The sequence below is a fragment of the Streptomyces sp. NBC_00525 genome, from assembly GCF_036346595.1.
Lineage (GTDB): Bacteria > Actinomycetota > Actinomycetes > Streptomycetales > Streptomycetaceae > Streptomyces.
The window spans coordinates 6,492,866-6,519,860 of the sequence record NZ_CP107834.1 but is presented as its reverse complement, the minus strand read 5'-3'; the positions used below and the strand labels follow the sequence as shown (position 1 = coordinate 6,519,860).

Below are 26,995 nucleotides of genomic sequence, written 5' to 3'. Positions count from 1 at the left end.
CCAGGCGTCACATGGCGCGCAGGGCCGGCAGCAGTTTCTCCCGCGCCCAGTCGATGAACGGCTTCTGGTGGTCGCCGCCGATCTGGACGAGGGCGACCTCGGTGAACCCCGCGTCGACGAAGGGGCGGACCGCTTCGACGAACTGTCCCACGTCGTCGCCGCAGGGCACCGCGTGCGCGATGTCGTCGGGCCGGACGTACTGGGTGGCCTGCTCGAAGGCGGAGGGGCCGGGCAGCTCGGAGTTGACCTTCCAGCCGCCGACGCACCAGCGGAACTGGTCGTGGGCGCGTTCCACCGCCGCGTCGCGGTCGGTGTCGTAGCAGACGGGGATCTGTCCCACGCGGGGCTTTCCGCCGCCGCCGTGCCGGTCGAAGTCGGTGAGCAGCTCCTCCTTGGGTTCGGTGGCGATGACGAGGTCCGCCAGCCGGCCGGCGATCTCGCAGGAGCGGTCGCCCGAGACGGCGACCCCGAGCGGGACGGCCACGTCGGGCAGGTCCCACAGCTTGGCGTTCTCCACATCGAAGTGGGCGCCGTGGTGGTTGACGTAGCCGCCGGACAGGAGCGCCTTGATGATCTCGACCGCCTCTTCGAGCTTGTCCAGGCGCACCCGGGCGTCCGGCCGGCCGCCGCCCACCACGTGTTCGTTCAGGCTCTCGCCGGACCCGAGCCCGAGCCGGAAGCGCCCTTCGGAGAGCAGTTGCAGCGTCGCGGCCTTCTGCGCCACGACGGCGGGGTGGTAGCGGGTCGTCGGACAGGTCACGTACGTCATCAGCGGGATGCGCGTCGTGGCCTGCGCGGCGGCCCCGAGCACGCTCCAGGCGTACGGGGCGTGGCCCTGGGAGGCGAGCCAGGGGAAGTAGTGGTCGGAGGTCACGGAGAAGTCGAAGCCCGCCTCCTCGGCCGCCACCACGTCGGCGACCAGGGCGCGCGGCCCCGACTGCTCGGTCATCATCGTGTATCCGAATTGCACCATATGGGATGGGTTACCGATCCCCGGCGGACGAAACGTGGTGCCAGGGCGCGAAAGGCGCCCTAGGACCGCATCCGCGTGAGGACGCTGGTGTCGAGGCGGCCCAGCAGGGCGGCGGGGGTGTCGTGGATCTCGACGGCGCCGGCCGCCTCCAGGTCCGCCGCGGGAATGCCGCCCGAGAGCAGGCCGATGGCGGGCACCGAGGCCCTGGTCGCGGCCTTCATGTCCCAGACGGAGTCCCCGATGTACACGGCCTCCTCGCCGGCGGCCCCGGCGATGTCCAGGGCGTGGCGGATCGGGTCCGGGGCGGGCTTGCCCGTGTCCACGTCGTCGGAGGCGGCCGTGCCGGAGATGACGTCGTCGGCGTCGAGGGCGCGCCGCAGGGCCGCGAGCTCGGGCCCGGACGCGGAGGTGGCCAGGACGATGGTCCAGCCCTGGCCGGCCAGGGCGCGCAGCAGGTCGACGGCGCCTTCGACGGGGGCCAGGCGTTCGAAGTGGGTGGCGTACAGCGTGGAGTGCCGGGCTGCGATGTCCGCGTCCTGGCCCCGGTCGCGGCCCGGTCCCAGCAGATGGGCGACGAGGTCCTCGGAGCCGAGGCCGATGGCCCGGTGGATCGCGGGCATCGCCACGGTGTGCCCGGTCTGCCGGAACGCCTCCCACCACGCGGTGACGTGCAGGTAGTTGGTGTCCACGAGGGTGCCGTCCACGTCGAACAGCGCGGCGCGCGTCATGGGGTTCCCTTCCCGCCGGCGTGCCCCGCCGGTGTCACAGATCGATGTCCTCGGAGGCGCACACGCGGGCGCCCATGTTGCGTTCGGTCATCCGCAGGGCCGCGTCGGCCAGGTCGGCGTGGATGTGGGCGACGCCGTCCTCGGGGATGGTCAGGTCCAGGTGGCGGATGTGCGCGTCCAGCGCGGAGTAGAGGATGCACTGCTCGGTCACCTGGCCGGTCAGCACGAGATGCCCGGCGTCCAGCTGGTGGAGCAGGTAGGGCAGGGGCGTCTCGTAGAAGATGGAGTGCCGGGCCTTGACGACGAAGAGCGCGTTCTCGTCGGGCAGCAGCGGTTCGACGAGGTCGGGGCGGGCGCCCGCCAGGGCCGCCTCGACGATCTCCCCGTGGTGCGAGCGCCAGTCGCCGAAGTTGTCGTTGGCGTAGATCACGAGCGTGCCGCTGTCCCGTGCCGCCTTCAGCATGTCCGCGATGACGGGCACGGCCCGCTCGGCGGACGGCAGCAGGAGTTCGGCGTCCTCGTGGTCGTACGGGTTGATCATGTCGATGACGATGAGCGCCTTGCGGGACATGGTTGCCATGGTGGCACCGCCCGCCCGACCCGGCGAACGCGCCGGCGAAGGGCGCGTACGCCCCGGCGCCCTCCCTCAGCTCCACCGGCTGCCGGCCAGCGGCGCGGTGGCCTCGCCCTCGCCCCGTACGACGCCGCGCAGGAAGGCCGCCAGCGCCTCGGACGCCGAGTGGCGCGGCCGCCAGCCCAGCTCCTCGTGCGCCCGGGCACAGTCCATGACCGGCAGGCGCAGCACCGCGTCGAAGAGGTGCGGCGAGGCCGGGACCGCCCGTGCGTGCCAGGCGGTCGCCAGCGCGCCGCGTATCAGCGGGACGGGTGCGCGCACCACTCGCGCGTCGAGGAGTTCGCCGAGCGCACGGGCGTCGGTGACGGTGTCGGCGGCCAGGTTGAAGGGGCCGCGCACCTCGCCGAGGACGGCCAGCCGGTACGCCTCGGCCGCGTCGTCGGTGTGCAGCACCTGGAACCGCAGCCCGTCGAGGTCGGGGACGAAGGGCAGCAGGTCGGGGCGGAGCAGTACGCCGGGGAGGTACTTGCCGCCGAAGATGCGGCGCTGTTCGGGTGCGGCGGTCTCCTTGAACAGGAAGCCGGGCCGCATCCGCACCACCCGGATCTGCGGATGGCGCAGCTCGAAGGTGTCCAGGACGCGTTCCAGGTAGGCCTTCTCCCGGCAGTACGCGGCGTCGGGCCAGCCGTGGGTCGGCCATCCCTCGTCGACTCCGGGCTCCCGCTTGGGGCCCGGCGAGTACGCGCCCACGGAGGAGGCGTGAACCAGGGCGGGGACGCCGGCCGTGCGCACGGCGTCGATGACCCGCAGGGTGCCCTCGACGTTGCTGCGCCAGGTGACGACGGGGTCGTGGGTGGGCTGGAAGCGCCAGGCCAGGTGGACGACGGCGTCGGCGCCGGTGAACAGGGAGCCGAGTCTGTGGGTGCTGTCGGGGCGGGAGAGGTCCACCCGGCCCCACTCGACGCCGGGGAGGGTGAGGTCGGGCAGCCGCCGGGCCAGTCCGAGGACCGAGCCGATGTCCGGGTCCTGTGCCAGGGCGCGGACGAGGCTGGTGCCGACGTTGCCGGTCGCGCCCGTGACGACGACGCGCGGCCGTTGCGATGCGTTCACGGTGACTCCTTCCGTCGCGCCGCGGTTGCCGGGCCCGGCGCGGTGTGCGCCGGGGTCAGGGCCGCAGGAGCGTCTTGACCATGCCGTCGGCCTTCGCCTGGAACGTCTCGTACGCCTTCGGCGCGTCCTCCAGCGGCAGATGGTGGGTGGCGAAGCCGTCGACGCCCAGCGGGTCGTCGTCCCCGAGCAGGGGGAGGATGTCGGGCACCCAGCGCTTCACGTTCGCCTGTCCCATGCGCAACTGGATCTGCTTGTCGAACAGGGTGAGCAGGGGCAGCGGGTCGGCGGCGCCGCCGTACACGCCGGAGACGGAGATGGTGCCGCCCCTGCGCACCGCGTCGATCGCGGTGAGGAGGGCGGAGAGGCGGTCGATGCCCGCGTGTTCCATGAGTTTGCGGGCCGCCGCGTCGGGGAGCAGCCCGGTCGCCCACTGGCCGGCCTTGCCGATCGGCGTGCCGGTGGTGTGCGCCTCCATGCCGACGGCGTCGATGACCGCGTCGGTGCCGCGTCCGCCGGTGAGGTCCCGGACGGCCTGCGGCAGGTCCTTGCCGTAGCGGCCGAGGTCGAGGACCTGGACGCCGCGCGCGGCGGAGCGGGCGAGGCGTTCGTGGACGAGGTCCACGCCGATGACCAGGCCGGCGCCTCGGTGGAGGGCGATGCGGGCCGCCATGTCGCCGATGGGGCCGAGTCCGAGGACGGTGACGCTGCCGCCGGGCGGGATCGCGGCGTACTCGACGGCCTGCCAGGCGGTGGGCAGCACGTCCGACAGATAGACGAAGCGGTCGTCGGGTGGCCCTTCGGGCACCTTGACGGGCAGGGTGTTGCCGAAGGGTACGCGCAGCAGTTCGGCCTGTCCGCCGGGCACCTGCCCGTACAGCTTGGTGTAGCCGAAGAGCGCGGCGCCTGTGCCGTACGCCCGGACCTGGGTGGTTTCGCACTGGGAGTGCAGGCCCTGGGCGCACATGAAGCAGGTGCCGCAGGAGACGTTGAACGGGATGACGACGCGGTCGCCGCGTGCCACGGCGGTCACGTCCGGTCCGGTGACCTCGACGACGCCCATCGCCTCGTGGCCCAGGATGTCGCCGGGGTCGAGGTAGGGCCCGAGGACTTCGTACAGGTGGAGGTCCGATCCGCAGATGCCCGTGGAGGTGACCCGGATGATGATGTCGGTCGGGTCCTGGATGACCGGGTCGGGAACGGTCTCGACGCGGACGTCGCGCTTCGCCTGCCAGGTCAGTGCACGCATGAGTGGTCTCCTCGCTGTCGGGTGAGGGGGTCGGCCGGCGTTCGGGGCGCCGGTTCAGTGGCGGGCCGTGCGCCGGGCCGCCTTCGCCTCGGCCCGGGCGATCCGTCCGGCGGTCTCGCGCCGGCGTCCCTCCGCCTTCAGGGCCTCGTCGCCCAGGGCCGCGCCGTCCGATCTGAGTTTCGCCCCCGTCGCCCTCATGGCCAGGGCGCGGACGATTTCGGCATGCCGTCCCATGTCTGCTCGGTTCCTCCCGGTCGTCGTGCGGGCGGGCCCGCCCGGTCTTCCGAGGGCCGGGTTCCCGCAGAACGCGGGTTCAACCGGAATGCCCGGTTCGGCCCCGGGGCGCGGGGCCGGCCGTCCGGAAGCGGTCCGGCCGTTCCCGCATGGCCGCGACCGGTGCGGGTACTCGGCCACCAGGCTCCCGGCGTACGCGGGAGCAGGCGCTGCCGGTTGGGACCACAGCCGCAGCGCCGTCCAGCGGACTCCGAGTCGCGCGCCGCTCCGGGGGCGCCCAGGATCGACAAGGGCGCGCCCGGCCCGTCCCGTCCCCGGCCGCCTCGCCACCGCGCGCACCTCCCGCCCCCGTTCCACGGATGTTCTACGGAGACCTCATGGCCGACAGCACCCTGCCCCTGCTGCTGGAGGGCTACGCGTGGCTGCCCGACCGCAGGCGGCGCGGCGGGGGCGCGCCGGTCCGCACCCGGCTGCTCGGCAGGCGGGTGATCGCGCTGCACGGCCCGGCGGCCGTGCGCTTCTTCTACGACGAGAAGCACATCCGCCGCCACGGGGCGCTGCCCGAGCCGGTCATCGACACCCTGTTCGGGCAGGGCGCGGTGCACACGCTGGACGGTGAGCCGCACCGGGTCCGCAAGGGCATGTTCGTCCGGCTGCTGAGCGACCCGGCGGCCGTGCGGGCCCTGACCGACCACGTCGGCCTGGAGTGGCGGCGGGCCGCCGCCGGCTGGGCGGGCCGGGGCCGGGTGGTGCTGTTCGACGAGGTGGCCGGGGTGCTCACGCGCGCCGTGCACGCCTGGGCCGGGGTGCCGCTGCCGGAGGCCGGGGCGGACGGCGTGGCGCGCGATCTGGTGGCCATGGTGGACGGGTTCGCGAGCGCCGGGCCCCGCCGGCTGCGTGCCCGGCGGGCCCGGTGCCGCCAGGAGAGGCGGGTGGCCCGGCTGGTCGAGGCGGAACGCGCCGACGCGGCGGCCCCAGCGGTCGGCGCCGGGCACGCGGTCCGCGCCTCGCACTCCGGCGACGGCCGGCCCGCGGGCGACGGCGAGCGCGGTACCCCGTTCCACACCGTCGTCCACCACCGCGACGCCGGCGGCGCGCTCCTCGATGCCCGGACGGCGGCCGTCGAGGTGCTCAACATCCTGCGCCCGACCGTGGCGGTCACCTGGTTCGCCGTGTTCGCCGCGCACGCGCTGCACCGCCGGCCCGGCCACCGGGTGGCGCTGCGGGGCGGCGATCCCGCGTTCGCCCTGGCCTTCGCGCAGGAGGTCCGGCGGTTCTACCCGTTCGCGCCGTTCGTCGGCGGGCTGGCGGCCGACCGGCTCACCTGGGCGGGCCGCACCATCCGGCCGGGCACGCTGGTGCTCCTCGACCTCTACGGCCAGAACCACGACCCGGACCTGTGGCCCCGGCCGTACGTCTTCGACCCGGACCGCTTCCGGGGCGCGCCCGTGCGGCCGGACGAGCTGGTTCCGCAGGGTGGTGGGGACCCGGCGACCGGGCACCGCTGTCCGGGTGAGGACATCACCCTCGCCGTGCTTTCGGCGCTCGCGGTGCCGCTGGCGGACCTGTCGTACCGGGTGCCGGAGCAGGACCTGTCGATTCCGCTGGGCCGGATTCCGACCGCGCCCCGCAGCGGGTTCGTCATCGAGGACGTGCGGTGGCCCGGCCCGCAGCACCCATTCCGCGATCAGTGACGGAGGAAGACCCCATGACCGAGTCCGCACCGGGCCAGGACCCCACCGAGCGCCACCCGAAGCCCGACTTCCCGCAGCAGGAGCAGGAGCATCCCGGCTGGACCGGCCCCATGGACCCGCCGCCGGACCACGGCGAGGACTCCTACCTGGGCCACGGGCTCCTGGAGGGCCGCAGGGCCGTCATCACCGGGGGCGACTCCGGGATCGGCCGGGCCGTCGCGCTGGCCTTCGCCCGTGAGGGGGCCGATGTGCTGATCACGCATCTCGGGCCCGAGGAGGACGAGGCGCGGGAGACGGCCCGGCTGGTCGAGGAGGCCGGCCGGCAGGCGCTGACGGAGGCGTGCGACATCCGGGACGAGAAGCAGTGCCGGGCCCTGATCGGCAGCGCGGTGCAGGAGTTCGGGCGCATCGACGTGCTCGTCAACAACGCCGCGTACCAGATGGCCCAGTCCGGTGGCATCGCCGCCATCTCCACGGAGCAGTTCGACCGGGTGCTGCGCACCAACCTGTACGGGATGTTCTGGCTGTGCAAGATGGCGCTGCCGCACATCCCGGCCGGCGGCTCGATCATCAACACCACGTCGGTGCAGGCGTACCGGCCGAGTCCGCATCTGCTGGACTACGCCATGACCAAGGGCGCCATCGTGACCTTCACGCACGGTCTGGCGCAGATGCTGGCGCCCGACGGCATCCGGGTGAACGCCGTGGCCCCCGGCCCGGTGTGGACGCCGCTGATTCCGGCGACGCTGCCCGACACCCGCGAGTTCGGGAAGCAGAGCCCGCTCGGGCGCCCCGCCCAGCCGGCCGAGATGGCTCCGGCGTATGTGTTCCTGGCGTCGGACCGGGCGGGTTTCATCACCGGGGAAATCGTGAACGCGACCGGCGGAACCCCGCTCCCGTAACCCTTCCGGGTGACGAGCGGATCGATCCGGGACGACGGGAAAGGCGGTAGGTATGACGAGGAATCATGAGGAAGCACCGGTCCTGGACGCCCTGGCCGCCTATCGGCAGCGGGGGGAGCTGGGGTTCACTCCCCCCGGCCACAAGCAGGCGCGGGGTGCGGCGCCGGAGGTCAGGGAGGTGCTCGGCGACGCCGTGTTCCTCGGTGACGTGCTGGCCAGCGGCGGGCTCGACGACCGGCGGATGAAGTCGGGTGTGCTGCAGCGGGCCGAGGATCTGATGGCCGACGCCGTCCACGCGGAGCACGCGTTCTTCTCGACGTGCGGCAGTTCCCTGTCGGTGAAGGCGGCGATGCTGAGCGTCGCCGCCCACGGCCAGAAGCTCCTGGTGGGGCGGGACGCGCACAAGGCGGTCGTCTCCGGGCTGATCCTGTCCGGCATCCGGCCGGTCTGGGTCGAGCCGCAGTGGGACACCGAACGCCACCTCGCGCATCCGCCGTCCGCCGAGGCGTACGAGCGGGCCTTCGAGGAGCATCCGGACGCGCGCGGCGCACTGGTCACCAGCCCCACGCCGTACGGGGTCGCCGCGGATCTGCGGGCCATCGCCGAGGTCTGCCACCGGCGCGGGCGTCCGCTCGTCGTGGACGAGGCGTGGGGCGCGCATCTGCCGTTCCATCCGGATCTGCCGACGTGGGCGATGGACGCGGGCGCGGACGTCTGCGTCACCAGCATCCACAAGATGGGCAGCGGTCTGGAGCAGGGCTCGGTCTTCCATCTGCGCGGCGATCTGATCGACCACGACACGCTGGCCTCGCGCGCGGATCTGCTGGGCACGACCAGCCCGTCCGTCCTGCTGTACGCCGGTATGGACGGCTGGCGGCGGCAGATGGTGCGGGAGGGGCACGCGCTGATGTCGCACGCGCTGGACCTCGCCGCGTCCGTGCGCGAGGAGATCGAGTCGATCGACGGCATGCACGTCAACGACCGGGACGACTTCTGCGGACCGGGCGCCGGCGCCGAGTTCGACCCGCTGCCGGTCGTCATCGACATCGCCGGGCTCGGGATCTCCGGCTACCGGGCGGCGGACTGGCTGCGCGAACACCACCAGTTGGACGCGCATCTGATGGACCACCGGCGGGTCAGCGCCCAGCTCACCCACGGCGACGACGCGGAGACGGCGAAACGGCTCACGACCGCGCTGCGCGACCTGGCCCGGCAGGCCCCCTCGCTGCCGCGCGGCCCCGAAGTCGCCGTGCCGTCGCCGGCCGAGCTGCGGATGGAGCAGGCACGGCTCCCCCGCGACGCCTACTTCACCGAGACCGAGGACGTGCCGGTGGAACGGGCCGTGGGCCGGATCGCGGCCGAGATGATCACGCCCTATCCGCCGGGCATCCCGGTGGTGCTGCCCGGCGAACGGCTGACCCGGCCCGTCGTGCGCTATCTCCTGACCGGCCTGGAGGCGGGGATGAACCTGCCGGACCCGGCGGACCCGGAGCTGCACACCGTACGGGTGTGCGCGGACGAGGACGCCTGACGGCCCCGCGTACCGCCGGGCGCCTCGCGCCGCTCAGCCGCGCGTCCTGACGACGCACTCGGCGACGGCGTCGCGCAGGCTTCCGGTACGGGCGAGCGCGTCGCGCTGGATGCGGGCCCCGGTGCCCCGCTCCAGCACCCGCTCGGCCCCCTCCGCGGCCGCCGTCAGGTCTCCGCTGTCCTCCAGCGCGTCCCGCACATGGGCGCGCAGGGCGCGCACCGCGTCCGGCGCGGGCACGGGGCGCATGGTGGCCGGGTGCAGCAGCGGCCCCTCCAGGCCGGAGCGGCCGGCCTGCCAGGCGGCCATGCGCAGCAGCCCGACGCCGTACGGCTCCGGCGGCTCGCCCGCCCGCCAGGCACGGGCCGCCGTGTCGACCAGGGCCCGGACCAGGGTGGCGAGCAGCGCGGCGTCGGCGGGGTCCAGGCACACGTCGGCGACCCTGACCTCGACGGTGGGGTACCGGTGCGAGAGCCGGGCGTCGAAGTAGATCATCCCCTTGTCGCGCAGGACGCCGGTGTCCACGAGCGCCTGGACCTCGTCGTGGTAGCGGCGCGCGGAGCCGAAGACCTCCACCGGCCCGGAGGAGGGCCAGCGGCCCCACACCCGGCTGCGGTAGCTGCTGTACGTGGTGTCCTGGCCCTGCCAGAACGGCGAGTTGGCGCTGAGGGCGAGCAGGACGGCGAGCCAGGGCCGGATGCGGTCCAGTACGCCGACGCCCTCCTCGTCCGACTCCACGGAGACGTGCACATGGCATCCGCAGGTCAGCTGCTCCTGCGTGGTCAGCCCGTAGGTGTCGGCCAGCCAGCGGTAGCGTTCGCCCTCGCCGATGGACGGGTTGACGGGCAGCGGGGCGGTGGCGAGGGCGACGACCGCTCCCCCGGCCTCGGCGGCGCTGCGGGCCGCCTCCGCCCGCCGGCGCAGGATCTCGTCCGCGAGTTCCCGCATGTCGGAGCGCGGCTCCGTGGCGAACTCCACCTGCTGGCGGTGCAGCTCCTGTTCGAAGCCGGAGTCGCCTTCGGCGCGCCGCTCCGCGAGGGCCAGGACGGCCATCGAGAGAGAGCGGGGATCGCCGTTCTGCTCGTCGACGAGCAGCAGCTCCTCCTCGACACCCACTGTCCGCACCATCGTGTCCTCCATGCTCGATCGGCCGGGGGGGGCGGCCGCTCGCCCCGCTGGTTCGCGGGAGGGCCCTTCAACCCTCCTCCACATCGCCGTGTGCCACCTCCGGGCGCGGGCATCCCCGGCCGGGGTTTCCATTTCCCCCGTCGATGACGTTTCGACCGGCGACTGCTTTTCGACCGGCGACTGCTTTTCGTCCGGCGACGACGGCCATGTGCCCGGCCGCGATCTCGGCGCAGCCGGCCTCCAGCAGCGAGAACGGCGCACCGGCCCCGGTGCGGAGCAGGGTGAGCGCGCCGAGCACCGTCGAGCCGTCGGGCGCGACCAGGGCCGCGGAGAGCAGCGCGGAGACGTCGGCCCGGACCGTCAGCGGCGTGCCGTCCTCGTCCGGGCCGAGCCGCGCCAGGTCGTCCGTCGACTGCTCGACCACCGTCGCGGCACGGCCCATGGCCTCGGCGGCCGCCGGGCAGTCGCGCGGGTCCTGCCGCAGGAACGCCTTCTCCAGTCCGGTGTCGTCCGGCGCAGCGGGGCCGTGCACCGCCACCCGCACCGGCTCCGCCGGGGGCCCCAGGTCGAGCAGCGCCCAGTCGGCGAGCCCGTCGCGCAGGAGGCCGGCCGCCTCGGCGAGGACCACCGCAGGGTCGTCGCCCGCCAGGAGCGCGCGATCGGTGCGGTCGAGGAGGCCGGTGAGTTCGGCCCGGCGCACGACGGTGGCGGGGTCGGCCGGGCCGGCGGGCGGTGCGGCGGGGCGGGGCGCGCTCGCGGGGGTGAGCGTCACGAGCACGTCCCGTCCGCGCTCCCCCGGCGCGTCGAGGCCGGTGAGGGTGGCGTACAGCGGTCCGCCGGGCAGCCGCTGGAGGCGCACAGGCAGGCTGCGGTCGCCCTCGCCCCGCGCGACGGCTGCCGTGTGCGCGCGCAGGGCCGCCCGGTCGGCGGGGCGCAGGAGCCCGGCGAATGGCCGGCCCGCCGCGTACCCCGGAGGGAGGCCGGTCAGTTCGGCGGCGGCCGGGTTCAGGCGGTGCACCAGGGTCTGCGCGTCGGTCAGGAGGACGGGCCACGGCAGCCGGTCGAAGACGGCCTTGAACGGGTACGCGGCATCGCCGCCGGGCGTCCGGGGCGGCCCCGGCGGCTCCGGTCCGTCCCGCAGGGCTTCGAGGGCGTGCTCCAGCTCCGTCAGGGCCGCGTCGAGCAGGACCGGGTATTCGGCGGGAGGATGGTCCCGGGCCGCGCGCAGTTCCCGCAGCCGGGCGGCGAGGGCCGCGCGACCGTTCTCGCGTTCCGGTGGGCGGCTCATGGGCCGAAGCTAGCCGATCGCCCGTGCTGCGGCGCCGAACGGCGCGGCCGGGGTCCGTGCGGGGTTCCGTCACGCAGGCAGGGAGGCTGATGGTGGTCGTCACCCGGCGGGTGGATGTGGCGCCCGGCGCGGCGGCGGTGGCGCCGCTGCTCGCCCGGCTCGGCGGACACGCGATGCGCTGTTCGAACACCTGCCGGGGTGCGGCCGTGTTTCTGCGGCTCGCGGGCGGGGAAGCCCACGGCGCGGCCACGCATCCCGATCTCGCCGTCCTCGCCGCGCTCCAGGAGGAGACGGGTGAGGGACCCTGCGCCGAGGCCACCCGCTCGCTGCGAACGGTCGCGGCCCCGGACCTCGTCACCGAGGCGCGGTGGCCGGGGTTCCGGGTGGCGGCGCTGGAGCGGGGGCTGCGGTCCTGTGCGGCGGTGCCGGTCACGGCGGAGGGGGTGACGGCGACGGTGACCCTGTACGCGTTCCGGCCGTGGCGGCTCGCGGCGGCGGACGCGGAGGTGGTCCGGGGGTCGGCGGCGCGGGTCGTGGCGGAGCTGCTGTGCGACGGGGCGTGTGCGGGTGCCGAGGCGGAGGCGGAGCAGTTGCGGACGGCGATGGTGTCGCGTGCGGTGATCGACCAGGCACGCGGCATCGTGATGCACATGCTGGACTGCGACGCGCAGGACGCCTTCGGTGTGCTGCGGGTGCTGTCCCAGCGGACGAACCGCAAGCTGAACGCCGTGGCGGCACAGCTCGTACGGGGCAGGGGCCGGGACGGTGTGCGGGAGCTGCGGCGGCTCCTGGACGAGGTACGGGCCGGCCGTTAGGCGGCGTCCGCGGCGCCCCAGTCGCCCAGGAGGCGGGCGCCGAGCCGGTCCTCCAGGAAGCCGGTGGTGTCGATGCCGAACACGACGTCCGGCTCCAGGCCGGGTTCCTCGTCCAGCAGTCCGCGTACGACGTCGTGGCGGACGACCTGTTCGTGGACGGCGTCCGCCTCCACGTGCTCGGTGTAGAAGAACTCGGCGGCGGGCCCGGCCCCGGCCCGTTTCATGGCGAGGGCGAGCCGGCGCGAGGCGGGCGAGGAGGTGATCTCGACGGCCGCGAAGTGCCCGACGAGGGCGCCGCGCAGCCGCCGGTGCAGGCCGAACAGCGACATCAGGTTGACCAGGGCGAGCATCTCGGCGTGCCCCCGGTCGAGGTAGTGGCCGTACGCCGGCTCCAGGTCCAGGTCCGCCATCAGGTCGGCGAAGAGCTGTGCGTGGACGCGTTCGGGGCGGCCGGCGCCGAACTCGTCGTACTCGATGGCTGCCATGCCCGCCTTGGCGCGTCCGCCGAGCCGGGGCAGCACCCAGGCGTGCGGGTCGGCCTCCTTCAGGTGGTAGAGGGAGCGCTGTACGGCGTAGTCGCGCAGCCGGTCCGGGGTGGCGTGCTCCTGGAGGAAGTGCGACACGCCGGTGCCGTCGGCCGGTTCGACGAGCAGCCCGTCCAGGGTGTCGTCCAGGCCGGAGCCCGGCGGCGCGTCCCGGCGCAGGGCGGTCTCGAAGCGGCGTTCCAGGGCGGCCCGTACGGTCAGCAGCGCCGGGTCCCATTCCAGGGCCGGGTCCACGGAGGCGAAGCCTCGGTAGTGGAGTTCGTAGCAGAGGTAGAGGGCGAGCTGGAGGTCGTCCCCGTAGGGCTCGGCCGCCTGTGCCAGGGCGGGGTCGGGCAGGGGGCCGTCGCCCCGCAGATGGCCGATGACCCCGGCGGAGAGTGCGCCGCGGGCGCGGGGAAGCGCGGGTCCGCCTGTCCGACCGGCCATGGGGTGCCTCCTCGTGCGTCTGGTCGGGCCCTGCGGCCCGGTCCGCCGACGTGCGGCCGGGTACCCATGTCCGGGGGCGTCAACCGTCCGCCGGCGGGCCGCGCGGGTCTCGTCCCTTCCACCATGTGGGCCCGTCGCCGGAGCCGCCACGCCGGGGGCCGGCGGGGAGGAATGAGGGCCCGCGCAGTGGGAACCCAGAGACTGCGGCCCGGCGGCGACGTCACCGGGCAGGTTCCCCCGCAGTACGGAAGGACGGCGGAAGATGAGCGACAACGGCAGCAAGCGCAAGGTTCTGGCCATCGTGACCAACTACGGCGTGGAGCAGGACGAACTCGTCGTGCCGCTGGACCATCTGCGCGAGCGCGGCGTCCACGTCGATGTCGCCGCGCTGAAGAAGGACGACATCGAGACGCTGGTCGGCGACAAGGACCCCGGCAGGACGGTGCGCCCGGACCTCACGCTGGAGGAGGCCGATCCGGCCGGTTACGACCTGCTGCTCGTGCCGGGCGGCACGCTGAACGCGGACACCCTGCGGCTCCAGGAACCGGCCTGCGACATCGTGCGCGCGTTCGCCTCGGCGGGGCGGCCCGTCGCGGCGATCTGCCACGGTCCGTGGGTGCTGGTGGAGACGGGTGGCGTGTCCGGGAAGCGGCTGACCTCGTACGCCTCGCTGCGCACCGATGTGGGCAACGCGGGCGGCGACTGGGTGGACGAGCCGGTCGTCACGGACGAGTCGGGGGGCTGGAAGCTGATCACGTCGCGCGATCCGGGCGACCTGGGCCCGTTCCTGAAGGAGGTGGACGCCGCGCTCGCCGCCTGACGCCCGTAGAAGAGCTGCCCGGCGGGGCGCCGGGCAGCTCTTCGCGTGGCGTACGGGCCGGTTCAGACGGGCTCGGGCGTGAACGGGAGGAAGGCGTCGGTCCCCGGCTGCACGACCCCGTAGCTGCTTTCCGGTACTTCCTTCCACACGCCGGGCAGTCCGCTCAGCGGTTCCGAGACCACCAGCCGGGTGCTGTCGGACACGCCCCGCAGGAAGTCCCAGTCCGGGTGGAGCGCGCGCACCGTCTCCGCCCGGTCGCTGTAGAACAGCGAGCGCGAGGCGCCGAGACTCGAATAGCGGAACGCCCACAGCCGTTCGCCGTCGGACACCGCCACGGTCATCTGGAGCGGATACTCGACCCCTTCCTCGTGCCCCACGCGTTCGATCAGCCCGGCCATGCGGGCCACCGCGCCGGGCACGTCCTGGTCGAGGCCGAGGGTCAGCGCCAGGTAGAACATGACCTCCGAGTCCGTCGAGCCCTCCAGGGCCGCGAACAGGGCGGGGTCGAGTGCCAGGGAGAGGTCGCGGCGCAGCCGGTGGTAGTCGGCGATGGCTCCGTTGTGCATCCACATCCAGCGGCCGTGCCGGAAGGGATGGCAGTTGGTCTGCTGGATGGCCGATCCCGTGGACGCCCGGACATGGGCGAAGAACAGCGGCGATCTGATGTGGCTCGCGATCTCCCGCAGGTTGCGGTTGTTCCAGGCGGGGCCGGTGTCGCGGATGATCGCGGGGGTGTCGCCGTTCTCCCCGTACCAGCCGACGCCGAAACCGTCCCCGTTGGTCGTCTCGACCCCCATGCGGGAGTGCAGGCTCTGGTCGATGAGCGAGTGCTCCGGCTTGTAGAGGAGGTCGCTGAGCACGACACTCGTGCCGGAGTAGGCCAGCCATCTGCACATGAGCGGCGTCCCTTCCCGGACGGCGGACAGGGGCCGGGTCGGACGGTGCCGGTGGTGGTGCGGGCCCCTGGGCGTCCGGTCGTCGTTATGTCCACGCTACCGACTGCGCGGCCCGGCCGCCCGGCCGCGCCCCCCGGGGGCCGGCCGGCGGGCTACCCGGTGGGGGCGGTCCGGCGGCGGAAGGTCTCCGCCAGGGCCGTGTTCGCCACCACGACGACGCCCATCACCGCGGCGGCGGTCGGGTGCCCGACCCCGTACAGCGCGAGCGCGCTGCCGCCCAGCACCAGGGCCTTCACCGCCAGCACCCCGGCGAGCGGCGGGCGGAACCGGGCGCGCGGCGCGGCGAACAGCCCCCACAGCGTGGCGGCCGCGGCCAGGACGGCGCAGCCGAGCAGCAGTCCGGGCACCAGCCGGTCCGTCAGCGAGAACCCCCACCGGAAGAGGCAGCCGAGGGCCACCACCTCCAGCAGGAACGCGAGCAGTTCGTTCGCCGCCCACCAGGGCCGCCCGGCCACCCCGGGGATCACCGGACTGTCAGCAGGTCTTCCGCGCACCACGCCCCCCATGTCGTTCAGATGTGCGACGCCAGCGTACGGGGGCGCGGTCTTCGGTGTACGCGGGAATGGCCTTCGGCGTGCCCGGATTACGGACGGCCGGCCGGGGGAACGGGCCGCCGGGCCGGATGGCGCAACGCAGGTGTCCGTCCGCCGGGCGGAGGGTACGCGTGGTCAGGCGATGCCGTCCCCAGCGCGTGCCGACCTCCCGCGCACGGCACCGCACGTCCCCCCACCAGATTGGAACGCAGTGAGCGAGAAGAAGAACCCGGTGTCGGCCGCAGCGGAGAAGATCGCGGGAAAGGTCCAGGACGCCATCGGCGGGCGCAACGAGATCCCCGGCGCGCCGGCCCCCGAGCCGGCCCGGGTCGACGAACCGACTCGGCCGCGCGGGCCGCTGCCGCCCAAGCACGACCAGCGCGGACCCGACACCTACGGCCCCACCGGGCAGCCGACCGACGCCCCGCAGGAAAAGGTGGCGCAGTCCGGCGCGTATCTGACGACGGCGCAGGGCGCGCGGCTGTACGACACCGATCACTCGCTGAAGGCCGGTCCGCGCGGTCCGGTGCTGCTCCAGGACCACCATCTGCGGGAGAAGATCACCCACTTCGACCACGAGCGCATCCCGGAGCGGGTGGTGCACGCGCGTGGTGCCGCCGCGCACGGCGTGTTCCGGGCGTACGGCGCGGCGGCGGGCATCACGAAGGCCGCGTTCCTCGCCGAGGGCGCCGAGACCCCGGTCTTCGTGCGGTTCTCCACCGTGCTCGGCTCGCGCGGCTCCGCCGACACCGTGCGCGACACCCGCGGCTTCGCGACGAAGTTCTACACCGACGAGGGCGTCTTCGACCTGGTCGGCAACAACATGCCGGTGTTCTTCATCCAGGACGCGATCAAGTTCCCCGACATCATCCACGCGGGCAAGCCGCACCCGGACCGGGAGATCCCGCAGGCGCAGAGCGCGCACGACACGTTCTGGGACTTCGTCACCCTGCACACCGAGGCGACGCACCACACGCTGTGGAACATGTCGGACCGGGGCATTCCGCGTTCGTACCGGATGATGGAGGGCTTCGGCGTCCACACGTTCCGGCTGGTCAACGCGGAGGGTGCGACCACGCTGGTGAAGTTCCACTGGAAGCCGAAGCTGGGCGTGCACTCGCAGGTGTGGGAGGAGGCCCAGATCACGGCGGGCATGGACCCGGACTTCCACCGCCGGGACCTGGCCGACGCGATCGAGGCGGGCGCGTTCCCCCAGTGGGAGCTGGGGGTGCAGACGTTCCCCGACACCGAGGACCAGATGTTCGAGGGCATCGACCTGCTGGACCCGACGAAGATCGTGCCGGAGGAGCTGGCGCCGGTGCGGCCGATCGGGCTGATGACGCTGAACGCCAACCCGTCGAACTACTTCGCCGAGACGGAGCAGGTCGCCTTCCACATCGGCCATCTGGTGCCCGGCATCGACGTCACCAACGACCCGCTGATGCAGGGCCGGCTCTTCTCGTACGTGGACACGCAGATCACCCGGCTGGGCGGGCCCAACTTCGCGCAGCTGCCGATCAACCGTACGCACGCCCCGGTCAACGACATGCTGCGCGACGGCATGCATCAGACGGCCGTGCACCGGGGCGTGGCGCCCTACCGGCCGAACTCGCTGGACGGTGGCTGCCCGTTCACCGCCGGGGCGGACACGGGTGCCTACATCGAGGTGCCGGTGGAGGTGCCCGCGGCGCGCAAGGTGCGGGACGCGGCGGCCTCGTTCGACGACCACTTCAGCCAGGCGCGGCTGTTCTGGCTGAGCATGACGCCGACCGAGCGCGAGCACATCGCCGCCGCGTACTCCTTCGAGCTGGGCAAGTGCTGGGACCGGGCGGTGAAGGAGCGGGGGCTGCGGTCGCTCGCCAACATCGACCCGGAGCTGTGCGCGAAGGTCGCCGAGGGCCTGGGCCTGCCGGCGCCCGGCGCGACCGTGTCCCTGGCCTCGCCGGAGCCGAGCCCGGCCCTGTCCCAGCTGGGCCGCACCTGGCCGGTGGACGGCCGGGTCGTCGGCATCGTCACCGGCGGCGAGGGCGACCTGGCGGCCGTTCGCGAGGCGCGCGGCGCGGTCCTGGGCGCCGGCATGGTGCCCCTGGTCGTCGCGCCGTCGGGCGGTGAGCTGGGTTCCGGCGACGACGCGGTCACCGCGCAGCGCACCTTCGCCACGGCCCGGTCCATCGAGTTCGACGCGATCGTGCTGGCGGGGGCGCCCGCCCCGGCCCCGGACGCGTACGGGGCGCGCGACGCCAAGACCGACGACGCGGCGCGGGCGACCGGTGTGGACCCGCGCGTGCTGCTCCTGGTGACCGAGGCGTTCCGGCACGGGAAGGCCGTCGGGGCCTGGGGCGACGGGGCGACGGTGCTGGAGAAGGCCGGGCTGGCGGCGGACGCGCCCGGTGTGGTGGTGGGCGGGGCGTCGTCCACGGTTTTGGACGCCGTCGCCGAGCTTCTCGCAGGTCACCGGGCCTGGGACCGCTTCACTCCGGCGCTGTGACGGGGCTCCGGGCCGCCGTGCGTGGCGCGTCGGGTCCGGGGCACGCGCCGGAGAGGAAGCGCCGGTGGCGGTGCGCCGGGTCCGGGCAAAGAGGTCCGGGAGGACGCGGACGGACCGCACACCTAGGGTGACAAAGAGGGATGTTTCCCCCGTGCCCGGCAGGGCACTCGCGGGACGGCGGAGCCGCCGGCCGGGCGACGCCCCGTGACGGCGGCCCCGCCGTCCCGACGCCTCCGACGGAAGGACGAAGCATGCCGACAGAGGCACGCGGCGACGATGTCTACCAGCCGCAGAACGACGGCCAGGACCCGCCGAATGACGACCTCGACCTGGAGAACGCGCTCGGCGAGCGGGGCCTCGACGAACAGCTCGACGAGGGGTACTCCCCGCCCGAGCGTCCCCTCGCCGTGGACAAGTACGGCACGACGGGCGAGGAGGAGCGCCGGGGCGAGAGCCTCGACCAGCGCCTCGAACAGGAGGTCGACGACGTCGAACCGCCGGACGGCGACGACATCGGCGACCTGCCGGACGGCGAGGGCGAACCGCTGGACCCGGCCTACGAGACCCGTTCGGGCCGGCTGAGCCCGGCGGACGAGGTTCCCGGCCGGCGCACCGACGTCTACGCCGACGACGTGGGCATCGACGGCGGCGCGGCGTCGGCCGAGGAGGCCGCCGTCCACACGACGGACGAGGAGGAGGACCAGGGGCGCAAGGGCTGACCCGCCGAACCCGAGGAGTACGTATGGCACGCACGGATCGCATCGCCCGCCCCTGGGGCACCCGGACCCCGTACGGACCGGGTGAGCCATGGCCCGTACGGGTGGACACGCGGCTGGCCGACGGGGTCACCGAGGACCAGGTCGAGCGGTGGGTGCAGTCGGCCGCCGTCCTGCACTCCAACGGCGACGGCCTGGACATCGCGGTGAAGGACGGCCGGATCGTCGGGGTGCGCGGGCGGGCGCAGGACCGGGTCAACCACGGCCGGCTCGACCCGAAGGACCTGTTCGGCTGGCAGGCCAACGGCTCCCCCGACCGGCTGACCCGGCCGCTGGTGCGCGAGGACGGCCGGCTGGTCGAGAGCGACTGGGACACCGCGATGGACAGGGTGGTGCGCCGTACCCGTGAGCTGCTGGACGAGCAGGGGCCCTCGGCGGTGGGCTTCTACACCTCGGGGCAGCTCTTCGCGGAGGAGTACTACACCCTCACGCTGATCGCGCGCGGCGGCATCGGCACCAACCATCTGGACGGCAACACCCGGCTGTGCACGTCGACGGCCGCCGAGGCGCTGAAGGAGTCGTTCGGCTGCGACGGGCAGCCCGGTTCGTACACCGACATCGATCACGCGGACACGATCGCGCTGTTCGGCCACAACATGGCGGAGACGCAGACCGTGCTCTGGGCGCGGGTGCTGGACCGGCTGGCCGGGCCGAACCCGCCGCGCGTCCTGTGCGTCGACCCGCGCCCCACCCCGGTCGCGCGGGCGGCGACCGTGCATCTGGCGCCCCGGCCGGGGACGAATGTCGCCCTGATGAACGGCCTGCTGCGGGAGATCGTGGAGAACGGCTGGACGGACCGGGACTACCTGGACCGCAATGTCGTCGGCTTCGAGGAGCTGACGAAGCGGCTGGACGCCTACACGCCGGAGCACGTCGCGGACATCTGCGGGGTTCCGGCCGAACGCGTCCGGGAGGCGGCGCGGCTGCTGGGCACGGCCGAGCGGCTGCTGTCGACGGTGCTGCAGGGCTTCTACCAGTCCCACCAGGCCACCGCGGCGTCCGTGCAGGTGAACAACGTGCACCTGGTACGGGGCATGCTCGGCAGGCCCGGCTGCGGAATCCTCCAGATGAACGGCCAGCCGACCGCGCAGAACACCCGCGAGTGCGGCGCCAACGGCGACATGCCGGGGTTCCGCAACTGGGAGAACGACGCCCACATGGCGGAGCTGGCCCGGCTGTGGAACCTCGACCCGCTCCAGGTGCCGCACTACGGGCCGCCCACGCACGCGATGCAGATGTTCCGGTACGTGGAGGAGGGCTCCATCCGGATGCTGTGGGTCAGCGGCACCAATCCGGCCGTCTCGCTGCCCGAGCTGCGGCGCATCCGGTCGGTGCTCGCCCAGGAGCGGCTGTTCCTGGTGGTCCAGGACGCCTTCCTGACGGAGACGGCGCAGCTCGCGGACGTGGTGCTGCCGGCCGCTGTGTGGGGCGAGAAGACGGGGACGTTCACCAACGCGGACCGTACGGTGCATCTGTCGGAGAAGGCGGTCGAGCCGCCCGGCCGGGCCAAGCCGGATCTGGAGATCTTCTGCGACTTCGCACGCCGGCTCGGACTGCGCGACAAGGACGGCGGCCCGCTCGTCCCCTGGGACACTCCGGAGGCCGCGTTCGAGGGCTGGAAGGAGTGCAGCCGGGGCCGCCCCTGCGACTACACGGGGCTCACGTACGCCAAGCTGCGCGGCGGAAGCGGCATCCAGTGGCCGTGCAACGAGCGCCACCCGTACGGCACCGAGCGGCTCTACGCGGACGGCGCGTTCTGGAGCGACCCGGACTACTGCGAGAGCTACGGGCGCGACCTGGTCACCGGGGCGCCGCTGGAGGAGACCGAGTACCGGGCGATGAACCCGTCGGCGAAGGCGGTCGTCAAAGCCGCCGCATACCTGCCGCCGCACGAGCCGCCCGGCGAGGAGTATCCGTTCTCGCTGGTCACCGGCCGGACGCTGTACCAGTTCCACACCCGGACGAAGACCGCACGCGCCCCGCAGCTCCGGAAGGCCGCCCCCGAGGTGTGGGTGGAGGTCTCCGCCGGGGACGCGGCCGCCCACGGCATCGAGGAGGGCGACCGGGTGGAGGTGGCCACCCCGCGCGGCACGGTCCGGGCCGCCGCGCGGATCAGCGGCATCCGGGAAGGCGTGCTGTTCCTGCCGTTCCACTACGGCTACTGGGACACCCCCGGCGGGTTCGAGCCCGAGGGCGACGGGCGCGCCGGCAACGAGCTGACCCCCACGGAGTGGGACCCGGTCTCCAAGCAGCCGCTGTTCAAGACGGCCGCGGCCCGGCTGCGCCGGCTGGGCGCCACCGGCTCCCCCGCCCCGGCGCCCACCACCACCGCCTCGGCCCCCGTGCCGGGCGCGGCCGTGCCCCCGACCACGGGCGGCGGCCCCGGCGAGGCCGACGAGGAGGCGCACGCCCCGCGCCGCCCGGAGGAGATCCGATGAAGCTGGACCTGGTCCTGAAAGAGGTGCACCGCGGGGAGAACGCGCTCGCGCTGCGGCTGGCGCGGCTCTCCAGCACCCACGCGACCGACCACGAGGTGCACCATGTCGCCCGCGACCTGGCCGCCTGGTCCCGGCAGCACGTACGGGAGCTGGCGGACGCGGCCGCCGACCACGGCGTGGAGCTGTCGGCGGAGCCGAAGGAGGAGTCCGCCGCGGCGGCCTGGCTTCGGGAGAAGGGCGGCGAACTCGTCGGCCGTCGCCCCGAGACCGGCCTGCTGCTCCTGCGCGACCTGCGCGACACGTATCTGCGGGCGGCGGCCGTCTCGGTGGACTGGGAGCTGCTGGCCCAGACCGCGCAGGCCGCCCGCGACCAGGAGCTGCTGGACCTGGCCGGGCGCTGCCACCCGCAGACCCTGCGCCAGGAGCGCTGGGCCAACGCGATGATCAAGGTCGTGTCGCCGCAGGTCCTGACGAGCTGACCGCCTCCCCCGGCGGGCCGGTGCGGAATCGGGCGCGGGCGCGGGGCCGGCCGGGTGCGCCCGCCGGGGCAGGGGCGCATCGTGCAAGAGGAACCCCGGCGAAGGAGCGCCGCATGCCGAGCCTGGAATGGAACACGCCTGTGGCGGGTGCGCCCTGCTGGGTGAGCCTGGCCAGCCGCGACCTCGATGCCGCGCGGACCTTCTACGCCCGTGTCATGGGCTGGGAGTTCCGGGACAGCAGCCTGGGCGGCGACTTCCTCCTGGCCCGCGCGCAGGGCCGCGCGGTGGCCGGGGTCGGCCGCTGCCCGGGCGCCGTCTCCCCGCCGCCGGCCTGGATTCCGTACTTCGCCGTGCCGGACGCGGACCGGGCGGCCGGCCGCATCCGGGAGCGCGGCGCCACGCTGGCCGTGGGGCCGCTGCCGCTCGGCGAGGGGCGGGCGGCCATCGCCGCCGACCGCGAGGGCGCGGCCTTCGGCTTCTGGGAGGGCCCCGCGCCCGTCTGGTCGGACGGTCCGCGCGCCCCGGCGCGGGTGGACCTCCAGTCCCGCCACGCGTTCGAGGCGGCCATCTTCTACGCGGAGGTCTTCGACTGGACGCGGCCGCACAGCCGGTGCTCGGTGGACTACGCGCAGGACCGGGTGCTGGTGCGGGCCGGCGGGCACACCGTGGTGACGGTGCGCGGCGGAGGCGTCGAGAACGACCCGGACCCCCGGCTGCGGGCGCGCTGGGTCATCGACTTCCTGGTGGCGGACAGCCGGCGGACGGCGGCGGAGGCCGTGGCCGCCGGGGGCGAGGCGACCCCCGTGGAGGGGCTGCCGGAGACGGCGTATGTGATCTGCGACCCGGAGGGCGCGCTGTTCACCGTCTCCGACCGCTGACGTACGGCCGGGCGGGTGCATGTTTGGGGTGGCTTTGTACGGGAATAGGCCAGGCGTGCTTCGGACAGGAGGCGCGCCCGTGGGAGCCCTGCTCCGGGTGCGGCCTGTCCGGCGGCGGCTCCCGCGGTGGTCCGGACAGGCGATGCCGAGGGAGTGACACACGATGGCCGGTGCCCGACAGACAGCGCCCGAGCGAGGCCGGGAGGTGGCGCCGGGGACGGCGGCCTTCCACCGGCTGCGGGCCCTTCCCGACGGCCCCGAGCGGGACGAACTGCGCCGTGCGACCGTCTGCGCCTGGCTGCCCATGGCACACCGGCTGGCCGCGCGCTTCCGGGACCGCGGGGAACCGCTGGACGATCTGCGCCAGGTGGCGGCGATCGGGCTGGTCAAGGCGGTGGACCGCTACGACCCGGCGCGCGGCAAGGCATTCGAGACGTATGCGATACCGACCGTCGTCGGTGAGCTGAAGCGGCACTTCCGGGACCACACCTGGGACGTCCATGTGCCGCGCCGGGTCCAGGACCTCCGCAACCGGGTACGGCTGGCCCGCCGCGACCTCGCCCAGACGCCGGGCGGTCATCAGCCGAGCGAGGAGGAGATCGCGGACCGGACGGGGCTGTGCGCCGAGGACGTTCGGGCCGGGCTGGAGGCCCTGGAGAGCTACCGCACGCTGTCCCTGGACGCCGAGACACCGGGTTCCGGGGACGGGTCCTGCATCGCCGACACGCTGGGCCTGTGCGACCACGCGCTGGACGTAGCGGTCGACCGCGAGGCCGTCAAGCCGGGGCTGCGCAGCCTGCCGGAACGCGAGCGCACCATCCTCTATCTGCGGTTCTTCCGCGACATGACGCAGGACCGGATCGCCGAGGTGCTCGGCATCTCGCAGATGCACGTCTCGCGGCTGATCGCGCAGTGCTGCGAGCAGGTGCGCCGGCAGGCGCTCCAGGAGTCCGCTCAGCCGGCGTAGCGCCGCGACGTCCCCTGCCGCTGCGCGCGCTCCAGCGCCGCCGGCCGCCGGCCGCCGTTCGATGTTCCGAAGGGGGCGGGCCGAGTGAACCAGAGGGTGTCCTCAGTCGTGGCGGGCCGCCTCCTCCGTCGCGATGCCCCGGTGCAGGGCGGCCGGCGCGCTGACCGCCCCCTGGGGGCTCCGCGTCAGTTCGCCTGGCCGATCGGCCGGACCACCAGCGTGTTCACGTCGACGCCGCGCGGCTGATCGATCGCCCAGACCAGCGTGTCCGCCACCTGCTCCGCGGAGATCATCGGTCCGGCCGCCGCCGCACCGCCGGGGCGCTCGTCCCAGAACGGGGTGAGGACGCGGCCGGGCGCGAGCAGCGTCGTGCCGACACCGTAGCCGGTGGTGAGCATGCGGACGTTCTCCGCGAGGCCGGTCACCGCGAACTTGGTCATCGAGTACAGGTTGCCGGGCGTGTTCTTGAAGCCGGCCACGCTGCCGACGAGCACGATCCGGCCCTGCGACTCCTTGAGCGCCGGCAGCGCCGCCCGGACGAGCAGGGCGGGCCCCAGCACGTTCGTCAGCACCATGCCCCGCCACTTCTCCGGGTCGCCGGTCTCGACATGGGCGTCGGCGGAGTACCCGGCGTTGGCGACGGCGTGGTCGAGGCGGCCGAAAACGCGCACGGTCTCGGCGACCGCCTCCGACACGTGCGCCCAGTCCGCCGCCTCCCCCTGGAAGGTGAGCAGCCGCTCGCCGGCCCCGGCCGTGGCGGCGGCGTCGGCGAGCGCGGCCAGTTTCGCGGCGCTGCGGCCGGTCGCGGCGACCCGGTGGCCGAGCCCGAGGAGCCTGCGTACGCTCTCCGCCCCGATGCCGCTGGAACCGCCGGTGATGAAGGTGACGGGCGCCGGGGCGCCTTCGGCGGGTGTGCTGTCGGTCATGGGTCTCTCCTTCTGGAGGGCGGAATGATCCATGCGGCAGACGATAGCCAAGGCGCCCGGCGGCGGACCGGCGGCTACCGGCCTCGGCGCGGCCGGACCGGGCCCAACTTGGCGGCGAGGGCCGCGAGGTAGACCGGCAGTTTGTCGACCATGGACTTGGGAACCGGGGTCGTCTGCACGGTGCCCTTGCGCAGGTCCTCGACGACGAGTGAGTAGGTGCCGTTCTCCTCGACGAGTTCGGCGGCGAACAGCAGGGTCTGCGTGGAGGTGTCCATCACCGCTCCCCGGTGTGTGCGTCGTCCAGCCAGGCGGTCCATGCCTGGGTGGCCTGTTCCTCGTCGGTGTCGTCGGCGAACAGATGGTGGGCGAGCCGGATCGGCACGTTCCAGGTACTGCCGTTGAAGAACCGGTACAGGGCGTCCGGGCCGCGCAGGCCGAGGAAGTCGTCGCTGAGCCAGTCCACGACCACCTCCACGGGCGGGTGCTCCGGGCCGGGTGCGCGGAGGGTGAACCGGTCGCCGACGGCGGCGTCTTCGGCCAGGCCGAGGCGGCGGCGCAGGGCGGCGAAGTCGGCCGGGTCGGCGGTGGGTTCGGCGCGCTGCGCCGGTACGTGGACGGCGCGGCGGCCGGCGAAGTGGCGCAGGTACTCGGCGAGCGCGTGCTGGTGGAAGTCGACGTACTTGGTGGCGACGTCCGTCTTGGCGTCCCACTGCCAGGCGTCGTCCACGGTGCCGGTGTGCACCCAGTGGATGCCCATCCGCAGGTGGCTCGTGCCGTCGCCGGCGGGTTCGACGCGGTAGCTGAGCGTGTTGGAGAAGCCGTCGTCCTGGGTGGCCCGGACGGCGAGGTGGCGGGGCGGCTCCCAGGCGACGACCGTGGCGTCCCCCCGGGTGACGCGGCCGCCGATGCGCGGCTCGATCTCCATCGGGTAGAGCCAGCCGAGGTTGCCGGCGCCGGTGGCCACGGCGTTCCAGACCTGCTGGGGTGCGGCGGGCAGGTCCTGTTCCCTGCACACCTCGAACTCTCGGGCCATGGTGGGTACTTCTCCTTCGTGGTCGTTCACGGTCGGTGGGTGAGCGGGAGGGCGCACAGGCGCCGTTGCAGCGGGTTGGGCCGCCAGTCGAGGACCGCGCCGTCGGTGAGCCGCAGTCCGGGCAGCCGGCGCACCAGGGTGCCGATGGCGATTTCGGCCTGGAGCTTGGCCAGCGGGGCGCCGAGGCAGAAGTGGGGGCCGTGGCCGAAGCTGAGGTGCCGGTTGCCGGGGCGGGTCAGGTCGAGCCGGTCGGGGTTCTCGAAGCGTGCGGGGTCGCGGTTGGTGGCGCCGAGGAAGAGGTACACGAGTTCGCCCTCGCGCAGGGTGCGTCCGCCGATCTCCAGGTCCTCGGCGACGACGCGGACGATGGCCTGGGTGACGGTGTCGTAGCGGGCGAGTTCCTCGACGGCGGCGCGGGCCAGTGCGGGGTCGGCGCGCAGCCGGGCGAGCTGGTCGGGGTGACGCAGCAGGGCGAGCACGCTGTTGGCGATGAGGTGGGTGGTGGTCTCGTCGCCCGCGGTGATCAGGACGAAGCAGGTGGAGAGCAGTTCGGAGTCGGTGAGCCGGTCGTCGTGGCTCTGGGTGGCGACCAGGGCGCTGATGAGGTCGTCGCCGGGGCGGTGCCGGCGTTCCCGGATGAGCCCGGACAGGTACTCCTCGTACTGGTCGATCGCCGCTTCGGACTTGTCGATGTCCTCGCTGAGCCGGCCGAAGCGGCGGAACCAGTTCTGGACGCGCGGCCGGTCCTCGTCGGGGATGCCGAAGAGTTCGCAGACGACGGACATGGGCAGCGGAGAGGCGACGGCCTCGATGAGGTCCAGGTCCGGGCCGGCGGCCACGGCCTCGTCGACGAGCCGGTCCACGATGGCCTGGACGCGGCCGCGCAGGGCCTCGACGCGGCGGGCGGTGAAGGCACGGTTGGCCAGTTTGCGGAGCCGGGCGTGGTCGGGCGGGTCGGTGTTGGTCATCACCCGGCCGAGCCGGTCGGTGAGCCGGCTGAGGGCCTTGAGGTCGCCGCCGAGCGCGGTGTAGGCGCGGGTCATCCTGTCCCGGTCGTTGGACAGCCGGAGGTCGCCGAGCGCGGCCTCGACGTCGGCGTACCGGGTGAGGTACCAGACGCCCCGGTGGCTGCGGTGGACCGGGTCCGTGGTCCGCATGTGCGCGTAGAAGGGGTACGGGTCGCGACGGGCCTCGGGGGTGAGGAGTGCCGCGGCGAGGTCGTCGGGGCGGGCGGGGCCCGCGGCTGTGCGAGCCCCGTCGAGTGTGCCGGTGGAGGTGGTCATGTCGCTCTCGCTACCGCTGGGCGTCCATCGCGTCGGCGAGGCTCTTGGGCCGCATGTCGGTCCAGGTGCGCTCGATGTGGTCCAGGCAGGCGGCGTGGGTGTCGGGGCCGTGGGAGACGGTCCAGCCGTCCGGTACGTCGGCGAACTGCGGCCAGAGCGAGTGCTGGTTCTCGTGGTTGACGAGGACGAGGAAGGTGCCGTCCTGGTCGTCGAAGGGGTTGGTCATG

At 73.8% G+C, this 26,995-nt stretch carries 27 protein-coding genes; 11 read left to right on the top strand and 16 right to left on the bottom strand.

Going from position 1 to position 26,995, the window contains the following annotated elements; all coding sequences use genetic code 11:
* Nucleotides 1–7: 7 nt before the first annotated feature.
* The 6 genes from OG710_RS28515 to OG710_RS28490 all read right to left on the bottom strand — a co-directional run bounded on the left by OG710_RS28515 (nt 8) and on the right by OG710_RS28490 (nt 4,865).
* Nucleotides 8–973, bottom strand: coding sequence for an LLM class F420-dependent oxidoreductase (locus OG710_RS28515; RefSeq protein WP_330241918.1), 966 nt, complete (start codon nt 971–973; stop codon nt 8–10).
* A 59-nt stretch (nt 974–1,032) separates the two neighbouring features.
* Nucleotides 1,033–1,701 carry an HAD family hydrolase gene (locus OG710_RS28510; RefSeq protein WP_330241917.1) on the bottom strand — a complete coding sequence of 223 codons (669 nt, stop codon included), beginning with the start codon at nt 1,699–1,701 and terminating at the stop codon, nt 1,033–1,035.
* A gap of 34 nt (nt 1,702–1,735) precedes the next feature.
* Nucleotides 1,736–2,272 (bottom strand): cysteine hydrolase family protein, encoded by a 537-nt coding sequence (locus OG710_RS28505; RefSeq protein ID WP_330242366.1) that lies wholly within the window; start codon nt 2,270–2,272, stop codon nt 1,736–1,738.
* A gap of 75 nt (nt 2,273–2,347) precedes the next feature.
* Nucleotides 2,348–3,385: an NAD-dependent epimerase/dehydratase family protein gene (locus OG710_RS28500; protein ID WP_330241916.1), complete on the bottom strand. Its 1,038-nt coding sequence runs from the start codon at nt 3,383–3,385 to the stop codon at nt 2,348–2,350.
* 55 nt (nt 3,386–3,440) lie between these two features.
* Nucleotides 3,441–4,631 (bottom strand): alcohol dehydrogenase catalytic domain-containing protein, encoded by a 1,191-nt coding sequence (locus tag OG710_RS28495; RefSeq protein ID WP_330241915.1) that lies wholly within the window; start codon nt 4,629–4,631, stop codon nt 3,441–3,443.
* A gap of 54 nt (nt 4,632–4,685) precedes the next feature.
* The gene (locus OG710_RS28490; RefSeq protein WP_330241914.1) at nt 4,686–4,865 is read right to left on the bottom strand and encodes a hypothetical protein; all 180 of its coding nucleotides are present in this window, start codon (nt 4,863–4,865) and stop codon (nt 4,686–4,688) included.
* A 377-nt stretch (nt 4,866–5,242) separates the two neighbouring features.
* Between OG710_RS28490 and OG710_RS28485 the strand changes: the two genes are divergently transcribed.
* The 3 genes from OG710_RS28485 to OG710_RS28475 are packed head-to-tail and all read left to right on the top strand — an operon-like array spanning nt 5,243 to nt 8,992.
* Entirely contained in the window at nt 5,243–6,559 is a 1,317-nt protein-coding gene (locus OG710_RS28485; protein ID WP_330241913.1) for a cytochrome P450, read from the top strand.
* Nucleotides 6,560–6,573: 14 nt separating this feature from the next.
* Entirely contained in the window at nt 6,574–7,461 is an 888-nt protein-coding gene (locus tag OG710_RS28480; protein WP_330241912.1) for a glucose 1-dehydrogenase, read from the top strand.
* Between the two features lie 52 nt (nt 7,462–7,513).
* Nucleotides 7,514–8,992, top strand: a complete 1,479-nt coding sequence (locus OG710_RS28475; protein WP_330241911.1) for an aminotransferase class I/II-fold pyridoxal phosphate-dependent enzyme — start codon at nt 7,514–7,516, stop codon at nt 8,990–8,992.
* A 33-nt stretch (nt 8,993–9,025) separates the two neighbouring features.
* Here OG710_RS28475 and OG710_RS28470 read toward each other — a convergent pair whose 3' ends face one another.
* Both OG710_RS28470 and OG710_RS28465 read right to left on the bottom strand, forming a co-directional pair.
* A complete protein-coding gene (locus OG710_RS28470) occupies nt 9,026–10,117 on the bottom strand; it encodes a glutamate--cysteine ligase (RefSeq protein WP_330241910.1) in 1,092 nt (363 codons plus the stop codon).
* A 67-nt stretch (nt 10,118–10,184) separates the two neighbouring features.
* Complete coding sequence (locus OG710_RS28465; RefSeq protein WP_330241909.1) at nt 10,185–11,405, bottom strand: PAS domain-containing protein; 1,221 nt, start codon at nt 11,403–11,405, stop codon at nt 10,185–10,187.
* Between the two features lie 89 nt (nt 11,406–11,494).
* On the opposite strand from OG710_RS28465, the gene OG710_RS28460 reads away from it, so the two are divergent.
* Nucleotides 11,495–12,220, top strand: coding sequence for a GAF and ANTAR domain-containing protein (locus OG710_RS28460; protein ID WP_330241908.1), 726 nt, complete (start codon nt 11,495–11,497; stop codon nt 12,218–12,220).
* Here OG710_RS28460 and OG710_RS28455 read toward each other — a convergent pair.
* Complete coding sequence (locus OG710_RS28455) at nt 12,217–13,191, bottom strand: iron-containing redox enzyme family protein (RefSeq protein ID WP_330241907.1); 975 nt, start codon at nt 13,189–13,191, stop codon at nt 12,217–12,219. The two genes, OG710_RS28460 and OG710_RS28455, sit on opposite strands and share 4 nt — an antisense overlap.
* A 262-nt stretch (nt 13,192–13,453) precedes the next feature.
* On the opposite strand from OG710_RS28455, the gene OG710_RS28450 reads away from it, so the two are divergent.
* Nucleotides 13,454–14,011: a type 1 glutamine amidotransferase domain-containing protein gene (locus OG710_RS28450; protein WP_330241906.1), complete on the top strand. Its 558-nt coding sequence runs from the start codon at nt 13,454–13,456 to the stop codon at nt 14,009–14,011.
* A 62-nt stretch (nt 14,012–14,073) separates the two neighbouring features.
* Here the strand turns inward: OG710_RS28450 and OG710_RS28445 are convergent, their stop codons facing one another.
* Both OG710_RS28445 and OG710_RS28440 read right to left on the bottom strand, forming a co-directional pair.
* Complete coding sequence (locus OG710_RS28445; protein ID WP_330241905.1) at nt 14,074–14,907, bottom strand: class II glutamine amidotransferase; 834 nt, start codon at nt 14,905–14,907, stop codon at nt 14,074–14,076.
* Between the two features lie 152 nt (nt 14,908–15,059).
* Entirely contained in the window at nt 15,060–15,422 is a 363-nt protein-coding gene (locus tag OG710_RS28440; protein WP_330242365.1) for a YrdB family protein, read from the bottom strand.
* Between the two features lie 289 nt (nt 15,423–15,711).
* On the opposite strand from OG710_RS28440, the gene OG710_RS28435 reads away from it, so the two are divergent.
* The 6 genes from OG710_RS28435 to OG710_RS28410 all read left to right on the top strand — a co-directional run bounded on the left by OG710_RS28435 (nt 15,712) and on the right by OG710_RS28410 (nt 23,526).
* Nucleotides 15,712–17,988: a catalase gene (locus OG710_RS28435; RefSeq protein ID WP_330241904.1), complete on the top strand. Its 2,277-nt coding sequence runs from the start codon at nt 15,712–15,714 to the stop codon at nt 17,986–17,988.
* Nucleotides 17,989–18,239: 251 nt separating this feature from the next.
* Nucleotides 18,240–18,707 carry a DUF5709 domain-containing protein gene (locus OG710_RS28430; protein ID WP_330241903.1) on the top strand — a complete coding sequence of 156 codons (468 nt, stop codon included), beginning with the start codon at nt 18,240–18,242 and terminating at the stop codon, nt 18,705–18,707.
* A gap of 23 nt (nt 18,708–18,730) precedes the next feature.
* Complete coding sequence (locus OG710_RS28425; protein WP_330241902.1) at nt 18,731–21,202, top strand: molybdopterin oxidoreductase family protein; 2,472 nt, start codon at nt 18,731–18,733, stop codon at nt 21,200–21,202.
* Entirely contained in the window at nt 21,199–21,681 is a 483-nt protein-coding gene (locus tag OG710_RS28420) for a hypothetical protein (protein WP_330241901.1), read from the top strand. The genes OG710_RS28425 and OG710_RS28420 overlap by 4 nt, the downstream gene beginning before the upstream one ends.
* A 113-nt stretch (nt 21,682–21,794) precedes the next feature.
* Nucleotides 21,795–22,559 (top strand): VOC family protein, encoded by a 765-nt coding sequence (locus OG710_RS28415; protein WP_330241900.1) that lies wholly within the window; start codon nt 21,795–21,797, stop codon nt 22,557–22,559.
* Between the two features lie 163 nt (nt 22,560–22,722).
* Nucleotides 22,723–23,526, top strand: coding sequence for a SigB/SigF/SigG family RNA polymerase sigma factor (locus OG710_RS28410; protein WP_330241899.1), 804 nt, complete (start codon nt 22,723–22,725; stop codon nt 23,524–23,526).
* 185 nt (nt 23,527–23,711) lie between these two features.
* On the opposite strand, the gene OG710_RS28405 is transcribed toward OG710_RS28410, so the two are convergent.
* The 5 genes from OG710_RS28405 to OG710_RS28385 all read right to left on the bottom strand — a co-directional run bounded on the left by OG710_RS28405 (nt 23,712) and on the right by OG710_RS28385 (nt 26,994).
* Nucleotides 23,712–24,452, bottom strand: a complete 741-nt coding sequence (locus OG710_RS28405; RefSeq protein WP_330241898.1) for an SDR family oxidoreductase — start codon at nt 24,450–24,452, stop codon at nt 23,712–23,714.
* A gap of 74 nt (nt 24,453–24,526) precedes the next feature.
* On the bottom strand, nt 24,527–24,727 hold the full coding sequence (locus OG710_RS28400) for a hypothetical protein (RefSeq protein ID WP_330241897.1): 201 nt from the start codon (nt 24,725–24,727) through the stop codon (nt 24,527–24,529).
* Nucleotides 24,727–25,485 (bottom strand): SRPBCC domain-containing protein, encoded by a 759-nt coding sequence (locus tag OG710_RS28395; RefSeq protein ID WP_330241896.1) that lies wholly within the window; start codon nt 25,483–25,485, stop codon nt 24,727–24,729. Before OG710_RS28395 ends, OG710_RS28400 begins: the two co-directional genes overlap by 1 nt.
* 26 nt (nt 25,486–25,511) lie before the next feature.
* Nucleotides 25,512–26,768, bottom strand: a complete 1,257-nt coding sequence (locus tag OG710_RS28390; protein ID WP_330241895.1) for a cytochrome P450 — start codon at nt 26,766–26,768, stop codon at nt 25,512–25,514.
* A gap of 10 nt (nt 26,769–26,778) precedes the next feature.
* A complete protein-coding gene (locus OG710_RS28385; protein WP_330241894.1) occupies nt 26,779–26,994 on the bottom strand; it encodes an MbtH family protein in 216 nt (71 codons plus the stop codon).
* Nucleotide 26,995: the final 1 nt, after the last annotated feature.

Excerpts from the sequence above, each read along its gene's own strand:
- OG710_RS28505 (WP_330242366.1), bottom strand. The coding sequence starts at position 2,272 with ATGTCCCGCAAGGCGCTCATCGTCATCGACATGATCAACCCGTACGAC.
- OG710_RS28475 (WP_330241911.1), top strand. The coding sequence starts at position 7,514 with ATGACGAGGAATCATGAGGAAGCACCGGTCCTGGACGCCCTGGCCGCC.
- OG710_RS28480 (WP_330241912.1), top strand. The coding sequence starts at position 6,574 with ATGACCGAGTCCGCACCGGGCCAGGACCCCACCGAGCGCCACCCGAAG.
- OG710_RS28425 (WP_330241902.1), top strand. The coding sequence starts at position 18,731 with ATGGCACGCACGGATCGCATCGCCCGCCCCTGGGGCACCCGGACCCCG.
- OG710_RS28510 (WP_330241917.1), bottom strand. The coding sequence starts at position 1,701 with ATGACGCGCGCCGCGCTGTTCGACGTGGACGGCACCCTCGTGGACACC.
- OG710_RS28430 (WP_330241903.1), top strand. The coding sequence starts at position 18,240 with ATGCCGACAGAGGCACGCGGCGACGATGTCTACCAGCCGCAGAACGAC.
- OG710_RS28405 (WP_330241898.1), bottom strand. The coding sequence starts at position 24,452 with ATGACCGACAGCACACCCGCCGAAGGCGCCCCGGCGCCCGTCACCTTC.
- OG710_RS28445 (WP_330241905.1), bottom strand. The coding sequence starts at position 14,907 with ATGTGCAGATGGCTGGCCTACTCCGGCACGAGTGTCGTGCTCAGCGAC.
- OG710_RS28400 (WP_330241897.1), bottom strand. The coding sequence starts at position 24,727 with ATGGACACCTCCACGCAGACCCTGCTGTTCGCCGCCGAACTCGTCGAG.
- OG710_RS28385 (WP_330241894.1), bottom strand. The coding sequence starts at position 26,994 with ATGACCAACCCCTTCGACGACCAGGACGGCACCTTCCTCGTCCTCGTC.
- OG710_RS28390 (WP_330241895.1), bottom strand. The coding sequence starts at position 26,768 with ATGACCACCTCCACCGGCACACTCGACGGGGCTCGCACAGCCGCGGGC.
- OG710_RS28415 (WP_330241900.1), top strand. The coding sequence starts at position 21,795 with ATGCCGAGCCTGGAATGGAACACGCCTGTGGCGGGTGCGCCCTGCTGG.
- OG710_RS28490 (WP_330241914.1), bottom strand. The coding sequence starts at position 4,865 with ATGGGACGGCATGCCGAAATCGTCCGCGCCCTGGCCATGAGGGCGACG.
- OG710_RS28455 (WP_330241907.1), bottom strand. The coding sequence starts at position 13,191 with ATGGCCGGTCGGACAGGCGGACCCGCGCTTCCCCGCGCCCGCGGCGCA.
- OG710_RS28465 (WP_330241909.1), bottom strand. The coding sequence starts at position 11,405 with ATGAGCCGCCCACCGGAACGCGAGAACGGTCGCGCGGCCCTCGCCGCC.
- OG710_RS28395 (WP_330241896.1), bottom strand. The coding sequence starts at position 25,485 with ATGGCCCGAGAGTTCGAGGTGTGCAGGGAACAGGACCTGCCCGCCGCA.
- OG710_RS28420 (WP_330241901.1), top strand. The coding sequence starts at position 21,199 with ATGAAGCTGGACCTGGTCCTGAAAGAGGTGCACCGCGGGGAGAACGCG.
- OG710_RS28450 (WP_330241906.1), top strand. The coding sequence starts at position 13,454 with ATGAGCGACAACGGCAGCAAGCGCAAGGTTCTGGCCATCGTGACCAAC.
- OG710_RS28410 (WP_330241899.1), top strand. The coding sequence starts at position 22,723 with ATGGCCGGTGCCCGACAGACAGCGCCCGAGCGAGGCCGGGAGGTGGCG.
- OG710_RS28495 (WP_330241915.1), bottom strand. The coding sequence starts at position 4,631 with ATGCGTGCACTGACCTGGCAGGCGAAGCGCGACGTCCGCGTCGAGACC.
- OG710_RS28460 (WP_330241908.1), top strand. The coding sequence starts at position 11,495 with ATGGTGGTCGTCACCCGGCGGGTGGATGTGGCGCCCGGCGCGGCGGCG.
- OG710_RS28470 (WP_330241910.1), bottom strand. The coding sequence starts at position 10,117 with ATGGTGCGGACAGTGGGTGTCGAGGAGGAGCTGCTGCTCGTCGACGAG.
- OG710_RS28515 (WP_330241918.1), bottom strand. The coding sequence starts at position 973 with ATGGTGCAATTCGGATACACGATGATGACCGAGCAGTCGGGGCCGCGC.
- OG710_RS28485 (WP_330241913.1), top strand. The coding sequence starts at position 5,243 with ATGGCCGACAGCACCCTGCCCCTGCTGCTGGAGGGCTACGCGTGGCTG.